Origin of the sequence: Streptomyces sp. NPDC094034, from assembly GCF_040303865.1 — a bacterium.
Lineage (GTDB): Bacteria > Actinomycetota > Actinomycetes > Streptomycetales > Streptomycetaceae > Streptomyces.
The window spans coordinates 154826-177792 of record NZ_JBEOUD010000014.1 but is presented as its reverse complement, the minus strand read 5'-3'; the positions used below and the strand labels follow the sequence as shown (position 1 = coordinate 177792).

General features: G+C 68.5%; 23 protein-coding genes. 17 read left to right on the top strand and 6 right to left on the bottom strand.

The genetic code is table 11. From position 1 onward, the window contains the following. Positions 1-301 precede the first annotated feature (301 nt). From ABTZ59_RS15905 to ABTZ59_RS15890, 4 genes are all read right to left on the bottom strand, one after another. Complete coding sequence (locus ABTZ59_RS15905; RefSeq protein ID WP_351396703.1) at positions 302-640, bottom strand: DUF1048 domain-containing protein; 339 nt, start codon at positions 638-640, stop codon at positions 302-304. A gap of 1 nt (position 641) precedes the next feature. After that, positions 642-998, bottom strand: coding sequence for a DUF1048 domain-containing protein (locus ABTZ59_RS15900; protein ID WP_351396701.1), 357 nt, complete (start codon positions 996-998; stop codon positions 642-644). Continuing rightward, on the bottom strand, positions 995-1321 hold the full coding sequence (locus ABTZ59_RS15895; RefSeq protein ID WP_351396698.1) for a PadR family transcriptional regulator: 327 nt from the start codon (positions 1319-1321) through the stop codon (positions 995-997). Before ABTZ59_RS15895 ends, ABTZ59_RS15900 begins: the two co-directional genes overlap by 4 nt. Before the next feature lie 149 nt (positions 1322-1470). Beyond that, the gene (locus tag ABTZ59_RS15890) at positions 1471-1938 is read right to left on the bottom strand and encodes an NUDIX hydrolase (protein ID WP_351396695.1); all 468 of its coding nucleotides are present in this window, start codon (positions 1936-1938) and stop codon (positions 1471-1473) included. A gap of 137 nt (positions 1939-2075) precedes the next feature. On the opposite strand from ABTZ59_RS15890, the gene ABTZ59_RS15885 reads away from it, so the two are divergent. Beyond that, positions 2076-2747, top strand: a complete 672-nt coding sequence (locus ABTZ59_RS15885) for a class I SAM-dependent methyltransferase (protein WP_351396692.1) — start codon at positions 2076-2078, stop codon at positions 2745-2747. 374 nt (positions 2748-3121) lie between these two features. Then, positions 3122-3295, top strand: a complete 174-nt coding sequence (locus tag ABTZ59_RS15880; protein ID WP_351396689.1) for a hypothetical protein — start codon at positions 3122-3124, stop codon at positions 3293-3295. Between the two features lie 53 nt (positions 3296-3348). Here the strand turns inward: ABTZ59_RS15880 and ABTZ59_RS15875 are convergent, their stop codons facing one another. Beyond that, complete coding sequence (locus ABTZ59_RS15875) at positions 3349-4041, bottom strand: TetR/AcrR family transcriptional regulator (protein WP_351396686.1); 693 nt, start codon at positions 4039-4041, stop codon at positions 3349-3351. 144 nt (positions 4042-4185) lie between these two features. Here ABTZ59_RS15875 and ABTZ59_RS15870 point away from each other — a divergent pair, with 144 nt between their 5' ends. Next, positions 4186-5103, top strand: coding sequence for an SDR family oxidoreductase (locus ABTZ59_RS15870; RefSeq protein ID WP_351396683.1), 918 nt, complete (start codon positions 4186-4188; stop codon positions 5101-5103). Between the two features lie 124 nt (positions 5104-5227). Here ABTZ59_RS15870 and ABTZ59_RS15865 read toward each other — a convergent pair whose 3' ends face one another. Then, complete coding sequence (locus tag ABTZ59_RS15865) at positions 5228-6085, bottom strand: C40 family peptidase (protein WP_351396679.1); 858 nt, start codon at positions 6083-6085, stop codon at positions 5228-5230. 817 nt (positions 6086-6902) lie between these two features. On the opposite strand from ABTZ59_RS15865, the gene ABTZ59_RS15860 reads away from it, so the two are divergent. From ABTZ59_RS15860 to nuoN, 14 genes are read left to right on the top strand one after another with little or no spacing between them, the layout of a single operon-like run. Continuing rightward, positions 6903-7262 (top strand): NADH-quinone oxidoreductase subunit A, encoded by a 360-nt coding sequence (locus ABTZ59_RS15860; RefSeq protein WP_351396732.1) that lies wholly within the window; start codon positions 6903-6905, stop codon positions 7260-7262. A gap of 19 nt (positions 7263-7281) precedes the next feature. After that, positions 7282-7836 carry a NuoB/complex I 20 kDa subunit family protein gene (locus tag ABTZ59_RS15855; RefSeq protein ID WP_046505025.1) on the top strand — a complete coding sequence of 185 codons (555 nt, stop codon included), beginning with the start codon at positions 7282-7284 and terminating at the stop codon, positions 7834-7836. Beyond that, positions 7833-8570, top strand: coding sequence for an NADH-quinone oxidoreductase subunit C (locus tag ABTZ59_RS15850; protein WP_351396676.1), 738 nt, complete (start codon positions 7833-7835; stop codon positions 8568-8570). The genes ABTZ59_RS15855 and ABTZ59_RS15850 overlap by 4 nt, the downstream gene beginning before the upstream one ends. Continuing rightward, on the top strand, positions 8570-9910 hold the full coding sequence (locus ABTZ59_RS15845; RefSeq protein ID WP_351396673.1) for an NADH-quinone oxidoreductase subunit D: 1341 nt from the start codon (positions 8570-8572) through the stop codon (positions 9908-9910). The genes ABTZ59_RS15850 and ABTZ59_RS15845 overlap by 1 nt, the downstream gene beginning before the upstream one ends. After that, positions 9907-10686, top strand: a complete 780-nt coding sequence (nuoE, locus tag ABTZ59_RS15840) for an NADH-quinone oxidoreductase subunit NuoE (protein WP_351396670.1) — start codon at positions 9907-9909, stop codon at positions 10684-10686. The genes ABTZ59_RS15845 and nuoE overlap by 4 nt, the downstream gene beginning before the upstream one ends. Further along, positions 10686-12047, top strand: a complete 1362-nt coding sequence (gene nuoF / locus ABTZ59_RS15835; protein WP_351396668.1) for an NADH-quinone oxidoreductase subunit NuoF — start codon at positions 10686-10688, stop codon at positions 12045-12047. The genes nuoE and nuoF overlap by 1 nt, the downstream gene beginning before the upstream one ends. Further along, a complete protein-coding gene (locus ABTZ59_RS15830) occupies positions 12044-14587 on the top strand; it encodes an NADH-quinone oxidoreductase subunit G (protein ID WP_351396665.1) in 2544 nt (847 codons plus the stop codon). Before nuoF ends, ABTZ59_RS15830 begins: the two co-directional genes overlap by 4 nt. Beyond that, positions 14584-15984, top strand: a complete 1401-nt coding sequence (nuoH, locus tag ABTZ59_RS15825; protein ID WP_351396662.1) for an NADH-quinone oxidoreductase subunit NuoH — start codon at positions 14584-14586, stop codon at positions 15982-15984. The genes ABTZ59_RS15830 and nuoH overlap by 4 nt, the downstream gene beginning before the upstream one ends. Next, the gene (gene nuoI, locus ABTZ59_RS15820; RefSeq protein WP_351396659.1) at positions 15977-16582 is read left to right on the top strand and encodes an NADH-quinone oxidoreductase subunit NuoI; all 606 of its coding nucleotides are present in this window, start codon (positions 15977-15979) and stop codon (positions 16580-16582) included. The genes nuoH and nuoI overlap by 8 nt, the downstream gene beginning before the upstream one ends. Then, complete coding sequence (locus ABTZ59_RS15815; RefSeq protein WP_351396656.1) at positions 16579-17457, top strand: NADH-quinone oxidoreductase subunit J; 879 nt, start codon at positions 16579-16581, stop codon at positions 17455-17457. Before nuoI ends, ABTZ59_RS15815 begins: the two co-directional genes overlap by 4 nt. Continuing rightward, positions 17454-17753 carry an NADH-quinone oxidoreductase subunit NuoK gene (gene nuoK / locus ABTZ59_RS15810; protein ID WP_030351371.1) on the top strand — a complete coding sequence of 100 codons (300 nt, stop codon included), beginning with the start codon at positions 17454-17456 and terminating at the stop codon, positions 17751-17753. The genes ABTZ59_RS15815 and nuoK overlap by 4 nt, the downstream gene beginning before the upstream one ends. A gap of 14 nt (positions 17754-17767) precedes the next feature. Beyond that, the gene (gene nuoL / locus ABTZ59_RS15805; RefSeq protein ID WP_351396653.1) at positions 17768-19663 is read left to right on the top strand and encodes an NADH-quinone oxidoreductase subunit L; all 1896 of its coding nucleotides are present in this window, start codon (positions 17768-17770) and stop codon (positions 19661-19663) included. A gap of 5 nt (positions 19664-19668) precedes the next feature. Beyond that, on the top strand, positions 19669-21246 hold the full coding sequence (locus tag ABTZ59_RS15800; protein WP_351396650.1) for an NADH-quinone oxidoreductase subunit M: 1578 nt from the start codon (positions 19669-19671) through the stop codon (positions 21244-21246). Further along, on the top strand, positions 21243-22895 hold the full coding sequence (nuoN, locus tag ABTZ59_RS15795; RefSeq protein ID WP_351396647.1) for an NADH-quinone oxidoreductase subunit NuoN: 1653 nt from the start codon (positions 21243-21245) through the stop codon (positions 22893-22895). Before ABTZ59_RS15800 ends, nuoN begins: the two co-directional genes overlap by 4 nt. Positions 22896-22967: the final 72 nt, after the last annotated feature.

The following is a 22967-nucleotide window of genomic DNA, read 5'->3' as shown; positions in this document are numbered from 1 at the left end:
ACCACCACGACTCAAACCCGCACCCCCTAAAGTTCCTGGCATTGGGACCCCTCCCCCCGGGCCGCCCCCCTCAAAGCAGCACTTGCGGTGGAGGGTTGGGTGTCAAGGGTGGAGCGCAGCGGAATCGGCGCAGCCGACGCGACGGAGGAGCGCCCTTGACGCCCGACCCGTAACCGCGACACTCAAAGATCAGGGGCGGCCCCCACCCGCCATCAAACGCACCGGGTGCCCCCGACTACCCCTCGGCACGAACCCGCACCCCCCCCGCCTCGCCGCCCAAGTGGTTCCGTTGCGGGTGGTCTTACTTCTCTGTCGTGCCGGGTTTCCCGCTGACGGACTCCTGGACGGACTCCTGATAGATGTCCGCGTAGGTGCGCGAGTCCTTGACCAGGTCGTCGCAGAAGGCGGCGACGTCGGTGCCGATGAGTTCCAGGACTCCCTTGCCGGCCGCGACGCCCTCTTCGAAGAAGTCGACAATCCCTGAGAGCAGGGTCCCGTCAGTCAGGTCGACCGGACCGATCTTGAAGAAGTACTTCTGCATCTCCTTGTAGACGATCTGGTAGTCCGGCGGGAGCGCCTTGACCCGCGCCACATGCGCTCGCCATTGCTTCTTGCCTTCGATGATGTCTTGGATGCCCATGTCAGCCTCCTAGCCGGCCCAGTTTCCTTGCGACGTTCCTGTTCAGTTGCTCGCGCCACCGGTCGCGATAGTTCCGGGCCCCTTCTCCGCCGGCCAGCGCCGCGCAGAAGCCCGCGATGTCGTCGCCCAGCACCTCGTGGATGGTCTGCCCGTCCGCGGCCGTCTCTTCGAGCAGCCCCAGGGCGCCGTCGAGGATCGGCATCAGGTTGCGGCCCGTGAAGCCCGAGTAGGGGAAGAGGTGGGCCTTGATCTGTTCCCATGCCGCCCGGTAGTCGTCGGGCAATGTCTCGGCCCGGGCTTCGAACGCCTTCCAGTCCCTGGTGAGGTCGCTGCCGGTCATGGTCTCCCAGAAGTTCATCTCCCGCCCTCCTTGAGCATGTCGATGCGTGATGAGAGGTATTTCCATTTCGCCCAGAACTTCACGAGTTCCGCACGCCCCGCGTCGTTGAGCGCGTAGAACTTCCGTGGCGGGCCCACCCCGGATGGTCGCTTCGTCACCTGGACGAGCTTGTTCTTCTCCAGCCGCAGCAGGATGGTGTAGACCGTCCCCTCGACGACGTCGGTGAAGCCAAGTTCGTTCAGCCGACGCGTGATGGCGTACCCGTAGGTCTCCTCGCTGTCGATGATTTCCAGCACGCAGCCCTCCAGCGTGCCCTTCAACATTTCTGTCAGGTCCTCCATCGCGCGCCTCCCCTTCGACTGCCCCAGTACTGTGTAGTGCCGAGTACCACTATACGGTATCACCGAGTAGCCCGGCGGGCGAGGAAACGATTCATACCGTCGGCGCCGCGCTTGGTGCGCCGTGCGGTCCGCTCGCGAACAGCGGTGCCTCAGTGCTGAATCAGACCGCCGACCGGTACGGGAGCGACATGGCCGGTCGCCGGAAGGGTCCGGGCCAGGTCGAGGCCGACGTCGACCAGTGACGACCGGCGCAGCCGAGCGACATCGGGGATCGGAGCCCAGACGGACTCGGCGATTTCGCCGTTCGGCTCGGGCCGCGGTTGGCCGCCGGTGATACGGACCCGGTAGAAGACGCCGACATTCTGGTGCTCGACTCCCGCACGCGCGACGGCTGCGGGGATCACCCGGGAGTCCACGCCCAGCAGACGTTCGACCACGGCGTCGCAGCCGGTCTCCTCGGCGACCTCCCGGATCACCGCGTCGAACGGGTCCTCCCCGTGCTCGACGCGACCGCCAGGGAGAGTCCAGTTGCTCTCGCCCTCCGGCGGTACATGACGCGCGAGCAGTACCCGCCCGTCCTCGACGCACACGGCGTACGCCGCCAGCCTGAAACTCATGCCCGATACCTCCCGTTGGACCCTGTTCAACGTCCGGGATCCGCCCATCGCGCCGATCGCGGAATGGTGTCAGATCCACAGGGTCCGTGCCGCGAAGGGCGGGCGCGGAGGGCCGGATGCCCATTAGGGTCGGCCGCATGGACAGCGATGAGGACGCTCTTCTGGCAGAGCAGATCGCCTACTACCGGGCCCACGCGGGCGCATACGACCGGCCCTATTCCGAGCGGGAGGATCTGCGGGAGCTGCTGGCCGCGGCCGACGGCCTGCCGATCGTGGGGGACGTACTGGAGTTGGCCTGCGGAACCGGCCAGTGGACCAAGGCGCTCGCCGCGCGGGCGCGCTCGGTGACCGCTGTCGACGCGTCGGACGAGCCATTGGCCATCGCACGTGCGCGGGTTGCCTCCCCGCACGTCCGGTTCGTCCAGGCCGATCTGTTCGCCTGGCGCCCGCCGCGCCGCTACGACACCGTGTTCTTCGCCTTCTGGCTCTCCCACGTCCCGCCGTCCCGCCTACGGGACTTCTGGGGCACGGTCGCCTCCGCACTCGCGCCGAACGGGAGGGTGATCTTCGTCGACGACGGCCCCGCCGAGGCCGCGCGCGAAGAGGTTCTGGACCAGCGGTCCACCCCCGCGGTGCTGCGCCGCCTCGACGACGGCAGTCCGTATCGCGTCGTCAAGGTCTTCCGCGACGCCGGCACGCTCACTGACGAGCTCGCCGCGCTGGGGTGGTCGGCCGATGTCCGGCACGTGGGTGGCGATTTCATCGTCGGCACCGCTGAACCCCCGGCCATGCGTCCTGCCCCGCGCTGATCCGTCCTCCGGGGCCCCGGGGACCCGGCCGCCCTCCGCCCTCCGCCATCGAACCGGCCAGTAACAAAGAGCGGACCTCATTGCCGTGGGGGAGTGTGCCCGGCGGGGAGGGGCAGCCGCGCGTCCCATCGCGGACCGCGGCGTGCGGTTCGGGCGCACCCCCGTCAGTCTGATACTGGACCGTCAATGGCGCATCCCGGAGTCTCGGCGGCCCGGCCGTGGGACCGGAAACCAGCCTTTTGGCGTTTCTCGGCCAGGGGTACTGCATTTTCTCCGCATCGGAGTGGTCTCTCTTCCCGCTCGGTTATCGGCGGCGCTCCAACGTGAACCTGTGAAGTGTCCGAACCGAACGTTTCTTCACAAGGAGAAAACTCATGCGTATTCGTACAGCAGTCGCCGCCGCCGCTCTCGCCGCCATGGCCGTCCTGGGCGGTGCGGGTGCCGCCTCAGCCACGAGCTGGGAGCACGACGGTCGGGGTGAGTTCATCGACATCGACTCCAAGATCAAGAACAGCTTCAACACGGTTGTGATCTTCGGCGACAAGTGACGCCTGCTCATGACCGGCCCCCCGCGGGTTCACCGCGGGGGGCCGGGTTGCGTTCAGGCGGGAAAGCCGCGCAGTGCTCGGGTCAGCAGGCCCGTGGCCACTACCTCCAGCAGTTCGCGGAGCGTCGCGGTGAAGTCCATTTGCATGACGGCCAGCGTGGGGTCGGCCTCGTAGGCGGCCAGCATCGCGGCCGAGGGCTGCGCGTGGGTCCAGACCGCGCCGGTGGACATCAAGGCGGCGGCGGCGTACTTCGTCGCGTCGGGTTCGTCCAACTCGGGCAGGTGTGCGCGGATCAGCCGGACCAGGACGGTGACGCCGGCCAGGGTGGCGCGCTTGTGCTCCGCGGCGATGCGCGGGGAGATGTTCCGTTCCAGCACCGCCGCCTGCGCGCTGACCAGATCGCAGAGCACCGGACGGGCCGCCAGTGTGTCCGCCATCGCGCCCGCGAGCCGGTCGCCGCGTTCGTACGGTCCGGTGGTCGCGTCGACCGCCGTGGCGAGGGTGTCGGCCAGCAGTTCCAGCCACTCCCGCAGCGCGGTGTCCAGCAGTTCGAGCAGGACGGCCTCGCGGGACTCGAAGTAGCGCAGCACGTTCGACTTCGCCAGACCGACGCGTCGGCTCAGCTCGTTGAGGCTCACCTGCGCCACGGGCATCTCGGTCAGCATTGCCGCCGCGCTGTCCAGGATCGCTTGCCGGCGTACGGCGCGCTGCTCCTCGCTGCGGGCGCGCTGGAAGGGCGTTGTCATGGCCACAAGGCTACAGACCCCCGGTCTGTTGTTAGCAGACCGACGGTCTGCTAGCTTCGATGACAACAGACCGGCGGTCTACTATGAGGCCGTCTACTGCGAGGCGGTCTATTACGAGACGGTCTCCTGGACGAAGGAGTGGCCATGTACGTCGTCCCCGACCAGAGCGGAAAGCTGGCGGTCGTCACCGGCGCCAACAGCGGGACCGGCAAGGAAGCGGCCCGTCGGCTCGCCGGTGCGGGGGCGCGTGTCGTGATGGCCGTCCGTACGGTCGCCAAGGGGGAGCGGGCCCGCGCCGAGATCCTGGCCCGGCACCCGGGCGCCCAACTGGAGGTGCGCCGGATCGATCTGGCCGATCTGGCCTCCGTCCAGGAGTTCGCGGACGGGCTCATCGCCGACGGCATCCCACTCGATCTGCTGGTCAACAACGCCGGGGTGATGACCCCGCCGATCCGGCTGACCACGGCCGACGGCTTCGAGTTGCAGCTGGGCAGCAACTACCTCGGCCCCTTCGCGCTGACCGTCCGGCTGCTTCCGCTGCTCCTGTCCGCCACCGCGCCGCGGGTGGCCACGATGAGCAGCGGTACGGCCAACTTCGGCCGTATCCACTTCGAGGACCTTCAGTGGGAGCGCCGCTACAGCCCGAACCTCTCGTACGCGCAGTCCAAGCTCGCCAATCTCATGATGACCCGGCAGCTCGCGGCCTTCGCCGCCGAGCGCGGCTGGCCGCTGCTGAGCATCGGCGCGCACCCCGGCTACACGCGGACGAACCTCCAGACGGCGGGGGCGAGTCTCGGCACCGGCAAGCCGCGCTGGAACCCCCTGTTCTCCGTCCTGCCCTCGCAGGACGTCCAACAGGGCACGGAGCCATTGCTGTACGCGGCCGCCGACCCCGGCGCCGTCGCCGGCGGGTACTACGGTCCGGGCGGACGCTTCGGGCTGGTCGGCCCCACGGCCACCGCCCGTATCACCCGCCGGGCCCTCGACCCGGCCGCCAACGCCCGTCTGTGGGCCGAGTCCGAGCGCCTCACCGGTGTCGCGATCCCCAGCGCCGCCGTCTGACGAGAGCAGGGCAAAAGGGGCGAGCGGGGGCGAGCGCGACAAGAACCCGCATCGCCCGAGCAGGGTGCGGGTTCTCGTCGCCGTACGACGACTTGGTCGGTCGTACCACGAGTGGAGCGGCGGATCAGAGGACGCGGACGGCGCCGCTCGGCGGGTCCCAGTCCAGGGACTTCTTCACCACACCGCTGCTGGGGTTCTGCGCGCCGATGAACTCGCCGCCACCGGCGTAGATCGCCGTGTGGTACGCGCTGCCCGCGCCGCCCCAGTAGAGGATGTCGCCCGGCTGGAGGTTGCTCAGGGAGACCTGGGTGCCGGCGGTCGACTGGTCCTGCGAGACGCGCGGGAGGTCGACGCCGATCTGGCGGTAGGCGGCCTGGACGAGGGCGGAGCAGTCCCAGGCGTTGGGGCCCGTCGAGCCCATGATGTACGCGTCGCCGAGCTGGGCCTGGGCGAAGGCGAGCACCGCGGCGGCGGAACCGGTGGCCCCCGAAGTGGTCTTCGACGACGTCGAGGCGGACGAACCGGACGAGGAGCCCGAGCCGGAGTCCGACGAGGAGGACGCCGACAGCGTGGTGCGCTCCGCGGTACGGGACGCGCGCTCGGCGGCAGCGGCCTTGGCGCGGGCCTCGGCTTCGGCCTTCTTCTTGGCCTCCGCCTCGGCCTTGCGCTCCGCCTCGGCCTGGGCCTTCTTGGCGGTCTGCGCGGCGCTGGCGGCCGCGGCGTCCTGCTGGGCGCGCAGGTCCAGGGAGTTGGCCATGCGCTGAGTGGCCTCGGCGGACTTCGTGAAGTCGCTGACAAGGCCGGAGGTGAGCGTGGGCATTTCTATGGTCTGGGTGGTCACCGGCTCGGCGTTCGCCGGACCGGCGGCACCTGCGACCGCGATGGTGCTGAGGACGCCACCGGCAACTCCGCTACGGAGGACGACTTTCGACGCGCTGCGGCGGGGCTTCCGGTGGCTGGGTATGTGAGCGGTGTGGGACATGAGAACTACGGCTATCAGGTGAGACCTGGTTCCCGTCAAGCAAGGTGTGTTGCGCCACAGTTACGTTCGGAATCTGTGAATCCGCTTAGCTTCGGGTCTTATTGACGCCGTAACGGGCAAACCGGGCATGCGCGATCATGGCTGTGATCACGGTCTTTCCGATAAACGTCCGAATTGCCCGCCGCTTACCACCCCTTCACACCCATGGCCAAGCCCTCTTGTCTTGACGGTGGAGTGAAGTGGTACAGGTCACAGAGTGGTCACTGTCCGGCGGTCGGAACGATCACGGGCCGCGCTGTGGGTGGCCGCCGGGTCTTCCGGCGTGCGCACGGGTGTCTCTATGGACGCTCGCGAAGCCGTCCCGGTTGCTCGTGAAGAAGCTGTCCCGGTTGCTCGTGAACGCGTGCACGCGTCCATGTCGGTCCGCACTTCCCCCTCGCGCGAGTGACCATCGAGCCCCTTAGCACGGTAGACTATTTCATTGCAAATTTGCTTGTACGGTGCATCGCTTGATAGAGCGACCCGCCCCTGACCAGTGGAAACGGACTCGGTTGTCACATCTGGTGACCGCTCGGCCGCTTCACGTATGAAGATCACCGCTCATCCGACTTCATGATCCTTCGTCGGGTGGTGGAGATCACAAAGCTGTTGTCGCACCCCGTGTCGCAGATCACAGACCACCGGGCATAGGATGCGGGGCAGTCGGGCTTGTGAACTGCCTCACATGTACGCGATCTTCAGTGATCGTGACGGGGCGGCGAGGCGAACCGCCCGGTGCGATCCAACGGTCAAGGACGACTGGAAGGAGCTGAGGGGCGTGAATTCCTACGCACCCATCCTCGTGCTCGGCGCCCTCGGGGCTGGGTTTGCGATCTTCTCCGTGGTCATGGCCACGCTTATCGGCCCAAAGCGCTACAACCGGGCCAAAGTTGAAGCGTACGAGTGTGGCATCGAACCCACGCCGACGCCGGCCGGAGGCGGCCGTTTTCCCATCAAGTACTACCTGACGGCGATGCTCTTCATCATCTTCGATATCGAGGTCGTCTTCCTTTACCCCTGGGCCGTCAGCTTCGACGCCCTGGGGATTTTCGGGCTCGTGGAGATGCTGCTCTTCGTGCTCACCGTCTTCGTCGCCTACGCGTATGTGTGGCGGCGCGGCGGTCTGGAATGGGACTAAAGGGGCTGAGGGGCCACCAATGGGACTCGAAGAGAAGCTGCCGAGCGGTTTTCTGCTGACCACCGTCGAACAGGCCTCGGGCTGGGTGCGGAAGTCATCCGTCTTCCCCGCGACCTTCGGCCTCGCGTGCTGCGCCATCGAGATGATGACGACCGGTGCCGGGCGGTACGACCTGGCGCGGTTCGGCATGGAGGTCTTCCGCGGTTCGCCGCGACAGGCCGATCTGATGATCGTGGCCGGGCGGGTGAGCCAGAAGATGGCGCCGGTTCTGCGACAGGTCTATGACCAGATGCCCAACCCCAAGTGGGTGATTTCCATGGGGGTTTGCGCATCATCGGGCGGAATGTTCAATAATTACGCGATTGTCCAGGGTGTAGATCATATTGTCCCTGTCGACATCTATTTGCCCGGCTGCCCACCACGCCCCGAGATGCTGATGGACGCCATTCTCAAGCTCCACCAGAAGATCCAGAGCTCCAAGCTCGGGGTCAACGCGGAGGAAGCGGCCCGTGAGGCGGAGGAGGCGGCCCTCAAGGCGCTCCCGACGATCGAGATGAAGGGGCTGCTGCGATGACCGGCGACCAGGGATCCGGACAGCGGCCCTCCGGAAACAACGTTCCGTCCGCGCGTGAGGACACCGGCGAGCCCATCCGCGTACAGAAGGGCATGTTCGGCGCCAACAACGGCGGCGACACCTCCGGCTACGGCGGGCTCGTCAGGACCGTGCTGCTGCCGGGCGCCTCCGCCCGGCCGTACGGCGGCCCCGGCGGGTCCTTCGACGAGATCGCCGACGAGCTCGAAGGCGCGCTGGAGGAGCAGGGTCTCCTCCCGGACAACGCCATCGAGAAGACCGTCGTCGACCGCGCCGAACTCACCTTCCACATCGCGCGCGAGCATCTCGTCCAGGTGGCGCGCACCCTGCGCGACGACCCGGCGCTGCGCTTCGAGCTCTGCACGGGGGTCTCGGGCGTCCACTACCCCGGTGACAAGGGCCGCGAGCTGCACGCCGTCTACCACCTGCGCTCGCTCACCCACGGCCGGCTGCTCCGTCTTGAGGTCTCCGCGCCGGACGCCGACCCGCATGTGCCGTCCCTGGTCGAGATCTATCCGACCAACGACTGGCACGAGCGCGAGACGTACGACTTCTTCGGGCTGATCTTCGACGGCCACCCCGCCCTGACCCGGATCATGATGCCGGACGACTGGCAGGGCTTCCCGCAGCGCAAGGACTATCCCCTCGGCGGGATCGCCGTCGAGTACAAGGGCGCCCAGATCCCGGCTCCGGACCAGCGGAGGTCGTACTCCTGATGTCTGCTCCCCACGCACCCCACGCCCCGCACGCCACGCCCCGCGCGACCACCGAGGGCACCGTATATACGGTCACCGGTGGCGACTGGGACGAGGTCGTCGAGTCCGCGGCCAAGGCCGACGACGAGCGGATCGTCGTCAACATGGGCCCCCAGCACCCCTCCACCCACGGAGTGCTGCGGCTGATCCTGGAGATCGAGGGCGAGACCGTCACCGAGGCCCGCTGCGGCATCGGCTATCTGCACACCGGTATCGAGAAGAACCTCGAATTCCGCAACTGGACGCAGGGCACCACCTTCGTCACGCGCATGGATTACCTGACGTCGTTCTTCAACGAGACGGCGTACTGCCTCGGCGTGGAGAAGCTGCTCGGCATCGAGGACGACATCCCGGACCGGGCCACGCTCATCCGCGTCCTGCTGATGGAGCTGAACCGGCTCTCCTCGCACCTCGTCTGTATCGCCACCGGCGGCATGGAGCTGGGCGCGACGACGATCATGATCTACGGCTTCCGTGATCGTGAACTGATTCTCGATGCCTACGAGATGATCACCGGCCTGCGGATGAACCACGCGTTCATCCGCCCCGGCGGACTCGCCCAGGATCTGCCCCCGGGCGCCGTTGACCAGCTGCGCGAGCTGCTGAAGACGCTGCGCAAGAACCTGCCGGAGTACGACAAGCTCGCCACCGGCAACCCGATCTTCAAGGCCCGTATGCAGGATGTCGGCTATCTCGATCTGACCGGCTGCATGGCGCTGGGCGCCACCGGACCGATCCTGCGCTCCGCCGGACTCCCGCACGACCTGCGCAGGAGCGACCCGTACTGCGGTTACGAGACCTTCGACTTCGAGGTCCCGACCGCCGACACCTGCGACGCGTACGGCCGCTTCCTCATCCGCCTGGAGGAGATGCGCCAGTCGCTGCGGATCGTCGAACAGTGCCTGGACCGGCTGGAGCCGGGCCCGGTGATGGTCGCCGACAAGAAGATCGCCTGGCCCGCACAGCTGGCGCTCGGCCCCGACGGTCTGGGCAACTCGCTCGACCACATCAAGAACATCATGGGCACGTCCATGGAGGCTCTGATCCATCACTTCAAGCTGGTGACGGAGGGCTTCCGGGTCCCGCCGGGACAGGCGTACGCGGCCGTCGAGTCGCCCAAGGGCGAGCTGGGCGCGCATGTCGTCTCCGACGGCGGCACCCGCCCGTACCGGGTCCACTTCCGCGACCCGTCCTTCACCAATCTCCAGGCCATGGCGGCGATGTGCGAGGGCGGCCAGGTCGCCGACGTCATCGTCGCCGTCGCGTCCATCGACCCCGTGATGGGAGGTGTCGACCGGTGACCACCACACCGCCCAACGCAGAGGTGAGCCTGGGGATGCCACAGCTCCCCGCTCCCGACTACCCGGCCGAGGTACGTGCCAGGCTGGAAGCGGACGCCAAGGAGATCATCGGCCGCTACCCCGGCTCCCGGTCCGCGCTGCTCCCGCTGCTGCACCTCGTGCAGTCCGAGGAGGGGTTCGTCTCCCGCACGGGGATGGCCTTCTGCGCGGAGCTGCTCGAACTGACCACCGCCGAGGTCACGGCCGTCGCGACCTTCTACTCCATGTACCGCCGCAAGCAGGGCGGCGACTACCAGGTCGGCGTCTGCACCAACACGCTCTGCGCGGTGATGGGCGGCGACGCCATCTTCGACGCGCTCAAGGAGCATCTCGGCGTCGGCAACAACGAGACGACCGAGGACGGCAAGGTCACCCTCGAACACATCGAGTGCAACGCGGCCTGCGACTTCGCGCCCGTCGTGATGGTGAACTGGGAGTTCTTCGACAACCAGACGCCGGACAGCGCCAAGCGGCTCGTCGACGACCTGCGCGAGGGAGGGACCGTCCAGCCCACCCGCGGCGCCCCCCTGTGCACCTACAAGGAGACCGCGCGCATCCTCGCCGGCTTCCCCGACGAGCGCCCCGGTGCCGTCGAGGCCACCGGTGGCGCCGGACCCGCGTCGCTGGTCGGCCTGCGGCTCGCCAAGGGCGAGGCACCCCAGCGGGTGGTACGGCCCCGGGACGGCGCGCATCCGCAGAACGAATCGCAGCCGGGCGCAGCCGAGGAGGGGGAGTGATGACAGTGGCCGCCGCGCTCAACGAGAACGGGACCAGCCCCGAGAAGATCCTCGCGCCCGTCCTGTCCGCCTTCTGGGACCAGCCGGATTCCTGGACGCTGGAGACCTACGAGCGCCACGAAGGATACGAGGGGCTCAAGAAGGCCCTCGCGATGCCGCCCGACGACGTCATCGCGTATGTCAAGGAATCGGGCCTGCGCGGCCGCGGCGGCGCGGGCTTCCCCACCGGGATGAAGTGGCAGTTCATCCCGCAGGGCGACGGCAAGCCGCACTACCTCGTCGTCAACGCGGACGAGTCGGAGCCGGGCACCTGCAAGGACATCCCGCTCCTCTTCGCCAATCCGCACTCCCTCATCGAGGGGATCGTGATCGCCTGCTACGCGATCCGCTCGCAGCACGCGTTCATCTATCTGCGCGGCGAGGTCGTCCCCGTACTGCGCAGGGTGCACGAGGCGGTGCGTGAGGCCTACGCGGCGGGGTACCTCGGCAAGAACATCCTGGGCAGCGGGCTCGATCTCGATGTCATCGTGCACGCGGGCGCGGGCGCGTACATCTGCGGTGAGGAGACCGCGCTGCTCGACTCCCTGGAGGGCCGTCGCGGACAGCCCCGGCTGCGTCCTCCCTTCCCGGCGGTGGCCGGCCTCTACGCCTGCCCCACCGTGGTGAACAACGTCGAGTCCATCGCGTCCGTTCCCGCGATCCTCAACTGCGGCAAGGACTGGTTCAGGTCGATGGGCAGCGAGAAGTCCCCGGGCTTCACGCTCTACTCGCTCAGCGGCCATGTCACCAGCCCCGGCCAGTACGAGGCCCCGCTCGGCGTCACCCTGCGCCAGCTGCTCGACATGAGCGGCGGCATGCGCGCGGGCCACCGGCTCAAGTTCTGGACACCGGGCGGCTCCTCGACCCCGATGTTCACCGACGAGCACCTCGATGTCCCGCTGGACTACGAGGGGGTGGGCGCCGCCGGCTCCATGCTCGGCACGAAGGCCCTCCAGTGCTTCGACGAGACCACCTGCGTCGTCCGTGCCGTCACCCGCTGGACCGAGTTCTACGCCCATGAGTCCTGCGGCAAGTGCACGCCCTGCCGCGAGGGGACGTACTGGCTGGTGCAGTTGCTCCGCGATATCGAGGACGGCAAGGGACAGCTGTCCGACCTCGACAAGCTCAACGACATCGCCGACAACATCAACGGCAAGTCCTTCTGCGCGCTCGGCGACGGCGCCGCGTCCCCGATCTTCTCCTCGCTCCAGTACTTCCGCGAGGAGTACGAGCAGCACATCACCGGCAAGGGCTGCCCCTTCGACCCCGCGAAGTCCACCGTCTGGGCAGACCGGAACCCGCACCTGGAGGTGAACGCATGACCGTGACGACGAGCGCTCCCTCCGGCGGCGGCGAGCCGCCGGTCCCGCCCGAGGACCTGGTCTCGCTGACCATCGACGGCATCGAGATCTCCGTCCCCAAGGGGACCCTGGTCATCCGCGCCGCCGAACTCCTCGGCATCGAGATCCCGCGCTTCTGCGACCATCCGCTCCTCGACCCGGCCGGCGCCTGCCGCCAGTGCATCGTCGAGGTGGAGGGCCAGCGCAAGCCGATGGCCTCCTGCACCATCACCTGCACCGACGGCATGGTCGTCAAGTCGCAGCTGACCTCGCCGGTCGCCGAGAAGGCCCAGCGCGGGGTGATGGAGCTGCTGCTCATCAACCACCCGCTGGACTGCCCGGTCTGCGACAAGGGCGGCGAGTGCCCGCTCCAGAACCAGGCCATGCAGGTCGGCGACCCGGACACCCGCTTCGAGGGCAAGAAGCGCACATTCCAGAAGCCCGTCCCGATCTCCACCCAGGTGCTGCTCGACCGTGAGCGGTGTGTGCTGTGCGCGCGCTGTACGCGGTTCTCCAACCAGATCGCGGGCGACCCGATGATCGAGCTGATCGAGCGGGGCGCGCTCCAGCAGGTCGGCACCGGCGAGGGCGACCCGTTCGAGTCGTACTTCTCTGGGAACACCATCCAGATCTGCCCGGTCGGGGCGCTGACCTCGGCCGCGTACCGCTTCCGCTCCCGCCCGTTCGACCTGGTGTCCTCGCCGAGCGTCTGCGAGCACTGCGCGGGCGGCTGTGCCACCCGGACCGACCACCGGCGCGGCAAGGTCATGCGGCGGCTGGCCGCCAATGACCCGGAGGTCAACGAGGAGTGGCTGTGCGACAAGGGGCGGTTCGGCTTCCGCTACGCGCAGAAGCCCGACCGGCTCACCACCCCGCTCGTACGGAACGGGGACGGCGTCCTCGAACCGGCGAGCTGGCCCGAGGCGCTGGAGGCCGCGGCCCGCGGTCTGAGCGCCGCGCGCGGCCGGGCGGGCGTGCTGGCCGGTGGCCGGCTCACCGTCGAGGACGCCTACGCGTACGCCAAGTTCGCCCGGGTCGTCCTCGACACCAACGACATCGACTTCCGCGCGCGCGTGCACAGCACCGAGGAGGCCGACTTCCTGGCCGCCCATGTCGCGGGCCACGGCCGCGACCTGGACGGTACGGGGCTCACGTACACCACGCTGGAGAAGGCTCCGGCCGTGCTGCTCGCGGGCTTCGAGTCCGAGGAGGAGGCGCCCGGCGTCTTCCTGCGGCTGCGCAAGGCACGCCGCAACCACGGCCAGCGCACGTTCTCGCTGGCCACCCACGCCACCCGCGGTCTGGAGAAGGCCGGCGGCACGCTGCTGCCGGCCGCGCCGGGCACCGAGACCGAATGGCTGGACGCGCTGGCGGCCAACCCGGTCAGCGCCGGACTCGAAGGGGACGGCGAACGGGCCTCCCAGGCGCTGCGCGAGCCGGGTGCCGTGATCGTCGTCGGTGAGCGGCTGGCGGCCGTACCTGGCGGGCTCACCGCCGCCGCGCGGGCCGCCACCGCGACCGGCGCGAGGCTGGTGTGGATTCCCAGGCGGGCCGGCGAGCGCGGCGCGGTGGAGGCGGGCGCGCTCCCGTCGCTGCTGCCCGGCGGCCGTCCCGCCACCGACCCGCGGGCCCGTCAGGAGACCGCCGCGGTCTGGGGTGTGAGCGAACTGCCGCGCGCCTACGGACGTGACACCGGCCGGATCATCGAGGCCGCCGCCACCGGCGAGCTGACCGCCCTGGTCGTCGCGGGTGTCGAGGTCGCGGATCTGCCGGACCCGGCGTCCGCGCGGGCCGCGCTGGACGCCGTAGGGTTCCTCGTCTCGCTGGAGCTGCGGCCGAGCGAGGTCACCGAGCGGGCCGATGTGGTCTTCCCGGTGGCCGCCGTCGCGGAGAAGTCGGGCACCTTCCTCAACTGGGAAGGCAGGGTGCGGCTGTTCGAGGCCGCGCTCAAGCCGGAGCAGATGACCCGGCGCCTGGCACCGAGCGACGCGCGCGTGCTGCACATGCTGGCCGACACGCTCGCCGCCACCTCGGACGCCGACGGGGCCGGCGACTTCGCACTGCCCGACCTCAGGGCCGTACGCGCCGAGCTGGAACGGCTCGGCCACTGGGAGGGACCGCGCGCGACCGAGCCGCTGGAACCGTCCCGTCCGGTGCCCAGGCCCGGCGAGGGCGAAGCCGTACTCGCGGGCCACCGGCTCCTGCTCGACCTCGGTCTTCTCCAGCAGGGCGACGACGCGCTGGCCGGCACCCGGCACGCGGCGGTCGCCCGGCTCTCCACCGCGACGGCCGCCGAGACGGGCGTCAAGAACGGCGACGAGCTGTCCGTCACCGGCCCGTCGGGCACGGTCACGCTCCCGCTCCAGGTCACGGAGATGCCGGACCGGGTGGTCTGGCTGCCGCTCAACTCGACGGGCGGCGGGGTCCTCGCGGACACCGGCTCCCGCCCCGGCACGCTCGTCCGTATCGGCCCGGCCGAGCCCGGCGACGCGGCCACGGAAGCACCGGAGGTGCGCGCATGACCGCCTTCGCCCAACTCGCGACGGCCCCGGGACAGGTCCTCGCCGTCGAGGACCTGTCGATGTTCGGCCGCGATCCGTGGTGGCTCGTGGTCGTCAAGGCGGTGTTCTGCTTCGCGTTCCTGCTGCTGACCGTGCTCTTCGCCATCGTGTGGGAGCGCAAGGTCGTCGCCTGGATGCAGCTGCGCATCGGCCCGAACCGGCACGGCCCCTGGGGGATGCTCCAGTCCCTCGCCGACGGCGCCAAGCTGATGTTCAAGGAAGACATCATCGTCAAGCGTGCGGACAAGGTGGTCTACGTCCTCGCGCCGATCATCGCGGCGGTGCCGGCGTTCATGGCGATCGCGGTGATCCCGTTCGGCCCGGCCGGCAACGAGGTCTCGATCTTCGGCCACCGCACCACGATGCAGCTGACCGACCTGCCGATCGCGATGCTCTACATCCTCGCCGTCGCCTCGGTCGGCATCTACGGCATCGTCCTCGCGGGCTGGTCGTCGGGGTCGACGTATCCGCTGCTCGGCGGGTTGCGCTCGTGCGCGCAGATGATCTCGTACGAGATCGCCATGGGCGCCGCGTTCGCGTCGGTGTTCCTCTACTCGGGGTCGATGTCGACCTCGGCGATCGTCGAGGCCCAGGCCGACCGCTGGTACATCATCCTGCTGCCGGTCTCCTTCATCATCTACATCGTCACGATGGTGGGCGAGACGAACCGCGCCCCCTTCGACATGCCGGAGTCCGAGGGCGACCTCGTCGGCGGCTTCAACACCGAGTACTCGTCGATCAAGTTCGCGATGTTCATGCTCGCCGAGTACATCAACATGGTCACCGTCTCGGCCGTCGCCGCCACGCTCTTCCTCGGCGGCTGGCGCGCCCCGTGGCCGATCTCCACCTTCTGGGAGGGCGCGAACCACGGCTGGTGGCCGCTTCTCTGGTTCGTCCTCAAGGTCCAGCTGCTGCTGTTCTTCTTCATCTGGCTGCGCGGCACGCTGCCGCGCGTGCGCTACGACCAGCTGATGAAGCTCGGCTGGAAGGTGCTGATCCCGGTCTCGGTGGTCTGGCTGATGGTCGTCGCGACCGTACGGGCCCTGCGCAACGAGAACTACGGCTTCCAGTCGATCGTGCTGTACGTCCTCGGGGCGGTCATCGCGATCCTGCTGCTCTCCTTCGTCGTGGACATCTTCCGCGACAGGAAGGAGAAGGCCGCGGCGGCGAACGAACCGGAGCCCCCGGCCTTCGACCCGATGGCGGGCGGATTCCCCGTACCGCCGCTGCCGGGACAGGAGTTGCCGCCCGTACCGCGCAGGCGGCCACGGCGTGACCGCGAGCTGATTGTCAGTGGTGGGGGCAATACTGTGAGTGACGGTACCGAGAGTGACGGAAAGGAGGCTGACAGTGTCTGACTCTTCGCCGGGGGACATCCCGCGTCCCCCCCGGAATCCGGTGGCCGGCTTCGGCGTGACCTTCAAGGCCATGTTCAAGAAGCGGCTGACCGAGCAGTACCCGGAACAGCAGAAGGAGACGGCGCCGCGCTTCCACGGCCGGCATCAGCTGAACCGGCATCCGGACGGGCTGGAGAAGTGCATCGGCTGCGAGTTGTGCGCCTGGGCGTGCCCGGCGGACGCGATCTATGTGGAGGGCGCGGACAACACGGACGAGGAGCGCTACTCCCCGGGGGAGCGCTACGGCCGCGTCTACCAGATCAACTACGCGCGCTGCATCCTGTGCGGTCTGTGTATCGAGGCCTGCCCGACCAGGGCGCTCACGATGACCAATGACTTCGAGCTGGCCGACAGCTCCCGCGAGAACCTGATCTATACGAAGGAGCAGCTTCTCGCGGGCCTTCAGGAAGGCATGGTCGAGACACCGCACTCGATCTTCCCGGGCACCGATGAACAGGACTACTACCGGGGGCTGGTCACCGAGGCCGCGCCGGGTACGGTCCGGCAGGTCGCGGTCAGCAAGGGCGAGAAGCCGACGGACGAGGAGGTCGGTGCATGAGCCTGCTCGCCGCGTCCTCCCTCGCGTCCGTCCTGCCTGTTTCCTCCTTCACCTCCGCGTCCTCGCTCACCTCCGCCGCCACGACGACCTCGACCGGTGAGGCCGTCCAGTTCTGGATCCTCGGCACCGTCGCCGTGATCGGCGCTCTCTGCACGATCCTGATGAAGAAGGCCGTGCACAGCGCGCTGTGCCTGGCCGCCACGATGATCGTCCTGGCGGTCTTCTATCTCGCCAACGGGGCGTATTTCCTGGGCGTGGTGCAGATCGTCGTCTACACCGGCGCGATCATGATGCTGTTCCTCTTCGTGGTGATGCTCGTCGGTGTCACGGCCGCCGACTCCCTCAAGGAGACGCTGAAGGGTCAGCGTTGGTGGGCCGCCGCCTGCGGGCTGGGCTTCGGGGTCCTGCTCATCACCGGGATCGGCAACGCCTCGCTGAACTCCTTCACCGGGCTCGGCCAGGCCAACGCCGGCGGCAATGTCGAGGGACTGGCCGCCCTGATCTTCACCCGGTACGTGTTCGCCTTCGAGATCACCGGCGCGCTGCTGATCACCGCGTCGGTCGGCGCGATGGTGCTCACGCACCGGGAGCGGACCGAACGGGCCAAGACCCAGCGGGAGCTGGCCGAGGCGCGCGTACGCAAGGGCACGCAACTGCCCCCGCTGCCCGCCCCCGGTGTCTACGCCCGGCACAACGCGGTGGACATCGCCGGTCTGCTGCCCGACGGCACCCCGTCCGAGCTGACGGTCAACAAGACGCTGAAGGACCGCGGGCAGATCCGCGATGTGTCGAACGAGGCCATCGCGGACCTCAAGGCGCTGGAGCAGCGGTCGTCCGAGCGGCTGGGCCGCGAGGATGAGGAGGTCAAGCGATGAATCCGGTCAACTACCTCTATCTCGCCTCGCTGTTGTTCACCATCGGCGCGGCCGGAGTGCTGATCCGGCGGAACGCGATCGTGGTGTTCATGTGCATCGAGCTGATGCTGAACGCCTGCAACCTCGCGTTCGTCGCCTTCTCCCGGATGCACGGCAATCTCGACGGCCAGATCATCGCCTTCTTCACGATGGTCGTCGCCGCCGCGGAGGTCGTGGTCGGGCTCGCGATCATCGTGTCGCTGTTCCGTTCCCGCCACTCGGCCTCGGTCGACGACGCCAGCCTGATGAAGCTCTGAGGGGTCGCTGAATCGTGGAGAACTTGATTGCGCTGCTCATCGCGGCGCCTCTGCTCGGAGCGGCGGTGCTGCTGTGCGGCGGCCGTCGGCTCGACCGCGTCGGCCACTGGCTCGGCACGCTGCTGGCCGCCGCGTCCTTCGTGATCGGTGTCGTGCTCTTCAGCGACATGCTCGGCAAGAGCGGCGAAGGCCGCTCCCTGCACCAGCATCTGTTCAGCTGGATCCCCGTCGAGGGGTTCCAGGCGGACATCGCCTTCCAGCTCGACCAGCTGTCGATGACCTTCGTCCTGCTGATCACCGGCGTGGGCACGCTGATCCATATCTATTCGATCGGGTACATGGAGCACGACGAGCGGCGCCGCCGTTTCTTCGGCTATCTGAACCTGTTCCTGGCGGCGATGCTGCTGCTGGTCCTCGCCGACAACTACCTGCTGCTGTACATGGGCTGGGAGGGTGTGGGGCTCGCCTCGTACCTGCTCATCGGGTTCTGGCAGCACAAGCCCAGCGCGGCCACGGCCGCCAAGAAGGCGTTCCTGGTCAACCGGGTCGGCGACATGGGTCTGTCGATCGCGATCATGCTGATGTTCACCACCTTCGGGACCTTCGCCTTCGGCCCCGTGCTGTCGTCCACGGGCGACGCGACGGAGGGCAAGCTGACGGCGATCGGCCTGATGCTGCTGCTGGCCGCGTGCGGCAAGTCGGCCCAGGTGCCGCTCCAGTCCTGGCTCGGTGACGCGATGGAGGGCCCGACTCCGGTCTCGGCCCTGATCCACGCGGCGACGATGGTGACGGCGGGCGTGTATCTGATCACCCGCTCCGGCGCGATCTTCAACGCGGCGCCGGACGCACAGCTGGTGGTCGTGGTGGTCGGCGCGGTGACGCTCCTGTTCGGTGCGATCGTCGGTTGCGCGAAGGACGACATCAAGAAGGCCCTCGCGGGCTCGACGATGTCGCAGATCGGGTACATGATCCTGGCGGCGGGCCTCGGCCCGATCGGCTATGTCTTCGCGATCATGCACCTGGTGACGCACGGCTTCTTCAAGGCCGGGCTCTTCCTCGGCGCCGGTTCGGTCATGCACGGCATGAACGACGAGGTCGACATGCGGAAGTACGGCGGCCTGCGCAGGTACATGCCGGTCACGTTCGTCACGTTCGGTCTCGGTTATCTGGCGATCATCGGCTTCCCCGGGCTGTCCGGCTTCTTCTCCAAGGACAAGATCATCGAGGCCGCGTTCGCCAAGGGCGGTACGGAGGGCTGGATCCTCGGCGCCGTCACGCTGCTGGGCGCCGCGATCACCGCGTTCTACATGACGCGCGTGATGGTGCTGACGTTCTTCGGCGAGAAGCGCTGGCAGCCGGACGAGAAGGGACACGAACCGCACCCGCACGAGTCCCCGAAGTCCATGACCATCCCCATGATCATCCTGGCCTTCGGCTCGGTCTTCGCCGGCGGGTTCTTCTCCATCGGGGACCGCTTCCTGCACTGGCTGGAGCCCGTCACCGGACACTCGCACGGTCACCCGCCGGTCAGCGCCACCACCGTCACCACCGCCACCGTGGTCGTGATGGTCCTCGGGGTCGCCCTCGCCTGGTTCATGTACGGACGGGGGCCCGTGCCGGTGACCGCCCCGCGCGGCTCGCTGCTCACCCGCGCCGCCCGCCGCGATCTCCTCCAGGACGACTTCAACCATGTGGTCCTGGTCCGCGGCGGCGAGCACCTCACCCGCTCCCTGGTCTATGTCGACCACACCCTGGTCGACGGGGTGGTCAACGGCACCGCCGCGTCGTTCGGCGGGCTCTCCGGCCGACTGCGCAAGCTGCAGAACGGCTACGCCCGCACCTATGCGGTCTCGATGTTCGGAGGTACGGCAGTGCTCATCGCCGCGACCCTGCTGATGAGGGCGGTGTAACGGACATGTCGTTCCCGCTCCTGACAGCCACGGCCGTGCTGCCCGCGGTCGGCGCGATCGTCACGGCGGCCGTCCCGGCCGCCCGGCGCACCGCCGCCAAGTGGCTGGCGCTGCTCTTCTCGCTCGCCACGCTCGTGCTGGCCGCCGTCGTGGTGGTCCGCTTCGAGCCCGGCGGTGCCCGCTATCAGCTCACCGAATCGCACGCCTGGATCTCGGACTTCGGGGTCCGGTACGAACTGGGCGTGGACGGCATCGGGGTGGCGCTCCTCGCGCTGACCGCGCTGCTGATCCCCTTCGTGATCCTGGCCGGCTGGCATGACGCCGACCCGCTGGAAGAGGTGCACCCGAACCGCCGCTGGCGGCCGACCCAGGGCTTCTTCGCGCTGATCCTGATGGTCGAGGCGATGGTGATCCTCTCCTTCGAGGCCACCGACGTCTTCCTCTTCTACATCCTCTTCGAAGCCATGCTCATCCCGATGTACTTCCTCATCGGCGGCTTCGGCGACCGCGCCCATAGCGGAGGGGACGAGGCGGCGGCCACCCAACGCTCGTACGCGGCCGTCAAGTTCCTCCTCTACAACCTGGTCGGCGGCCTGATCATGCTGGCCGCCGTCATCGGGCTCTATGTCGTCGCGGGCAGCTTCTCGCTCTCCGAGATCGCCGAGGCGCGGGCCAACGGTTCGCTGTCCATCGCGACCGACACCGAGCGATGGCTCTTCCTCGGCTTCTTCTTCGCCTTCGCCGTGAAGGCGCCGCTGTGGCCGCTGCACACCTGGCTGCCCAACGCCATGGGCGAGGCGACCGCGCCCGTCGCCGTACTGATCACCGCCGTGGTCGACAAGGTCGGCACGTTCGCGATGCTGCGCTTCTGCCTCCAGCTCTTCCCGGAGGCGTCCAAGTGGGCCACCCCGGTGATCCTGGTGCTCGCGCTGATCAGCATCGTCTACGGCGCGCTGCTCGCGGTCGGCCAGCGGGACATGAAGCGGCTGATCGCGTACGCGTCGATCTCCCACTTCGGCTTCATCATCATGGGCATCTTCGCGATGACCAGCCAGGGCCAGTCGGGCGCCACGCTCTACATGGTCAACCACGGGATCTCGACGGCCGCGCTGATGCTGGTGGCGGGCTTCCTGATCACCCGGCGCGGCTCGCGGCTCATCGCCGACTACGGCGGGGTGCAGAAGGTCGCGCCGGTTCTCGCGGGGACGTTCCTGATCGGCGGGCTCGCGACGCTCTCGCTGCCGGGGCTCTCGCCGTTCGTGAGTGAGTTCCTGGTCCTGGTCGGCACGTTCAGCAGATATCCGGTGATCGGCATCATCGCCACCATCGGCATCGTCCTCGCCGCGCTCTATGTCCTCGTGCTCTATCAGCGCACGATGACCGGGCCGCTGAAGGCCGAGGTCAAGTCGATGCCGGATCTGCGCGTCCGTGAGCTGGTGGTCGTCACCCCGCTGATCGCGCTGCTGCTCTTCCTGGGCGTCTATCCGAAGCCGCTGACCGAGATCGTCAACCCCGCGGTGGAGCACACGCTCTCCGACGTACAGCAGACCGATCCCAAGCCCGAGGTGGAGGCCGCTCCATGAGTGCGACTGTCGTCCACAGCCTGTGGACAACGACGGCGGCCGACGGGATCACCAAGATCCCGGCCCCGCACATCGAGTACGCGCAGCTGTCACCCGTACTGATCGTGCTGGGCGCGGCGGTCCTCGGCATCCTGGCCGAGGCGTTCGTCCCGCGCCGGGGCAGGTACCACACACAGCTGTTCCTCTCCGTGGTCGCCCTCGCCGCCGGTTTCGCGGCGGTGGTCGGGCTCGCGGCCGGTGGATACGGCACGACCAAGAAGCACATCGCGGCCATGGGCGCCATCGCCGTCGACGGCCCGGCGCTCTTCCTCCAGGGCACGATCCTGCTGGCCTCGATCGTCGCCGTGTTCACCTTCGCCGAGCGCAAGCTCGACCCGGAGGCCCATGGCAACCGCGTCGACTCCTTTGTGGCGCAGGCCGCGGCCGTACCGGGCAGCGACACCGAGAAGGCGGCGGTCAAGGCCGGGTTCACCACCACCGAGGTGTTCCCGCTGGCCATGTTCGCCGTCGCGGGCATGCTGGTCTTCCCGGCGGCCAACGATCTGCTGACGCTCTTCATCGCGCTGGAAGTCTTCTCGCTCCCGCTCTACCTCCTGTGCGCCCTCGCCCGCCGCAAGCGGCTGATGTCGCAGGAGGCGGCGGTCAAGTACTTCCTGCTGGGCGCCTTCTCGTCGGCGTTCCTGCTCTTCGGGATCGCCCTGCTGTACGGATACGCGGGCTCCGTCTCGTACGCGCGGATCGCGGAGGTCGTCAACGGCACCGTCCAGAACGTCAACCCGGCCCTCGCCGACACCATGGGCAATGACGCGCTGCTGCTGATCGGCGGCGCGATGGTCCTGATGGGGCTGCTCTTCAAGGTCGGCGCGGTGCCGTTCCACATGTGGACCCCGGACGTCTATCAGGGCGCGCCCACGCCCGTCACCGGCTTCATGGCCGCGGCGACCAAGGTGGCGGCCTTCGGCGCGCTGCTGCGGCTGCTGTATGTCGTGCTGCCGGGGCTGCGCTGGGACTGGCGGCCGGTGATGTGGGGCGTCGTCATCGTCACGATGCTGGGCGGCGCGATCGTCGCCATCACCCAGACCGACATCAAGCGCCTCCTGGCGTACTCCTCGATCGCGCACGCGGGCTTCATCCTGGCCGGTGTGATCGCGGGGACGAGCGAGGGCATCTCGTCCGTCCTCTTCTATCTGGGGGCGTACTCCTTCGTCACGATCGGCGCGTTCGCGGTCGTCACGCTGGTGCGCGACGCGGGCGGCGAGGCGACGCATCTGTCCAAGTGGGCCGGGCTCGGGCGGCGTTCGCCCCTGGTGGCCGCGGTCTTCGCCGTCTTCCTGCTCGCTTTCGCCGGTATCCCGCTGACCTCGGGCTTCGCCGGGAAGTTCGCGGTCTTCAAGGCGGCGGCGGACGGCGGCGCGGGCGTGCTGGTCGTGATCGGTGTGATCGCCTCGGCGATCGCCGCGTTCTTCTACATCCGGGTCATCGTGCTGATGTTCTTCAGCGAGCCGAAGCCGGAGGGCCCGACGGTCGCGGTGCCGTCCGCCCTGACGACGACGGCGATCGCGGTCGGCGTCGCGGTCACGCTGGTCCTGGGCGTGGCCCCGCAGTACTTCCTGGATCTGGCGGGCCAGGCGGGCGGGTTCGTGCGGTAGCCCGGTGGCGCCCGCACCCCGCTCCCCGCGGGGTGCGCACGCCACCACGTGACGAACCGGCCGCCCGGCACC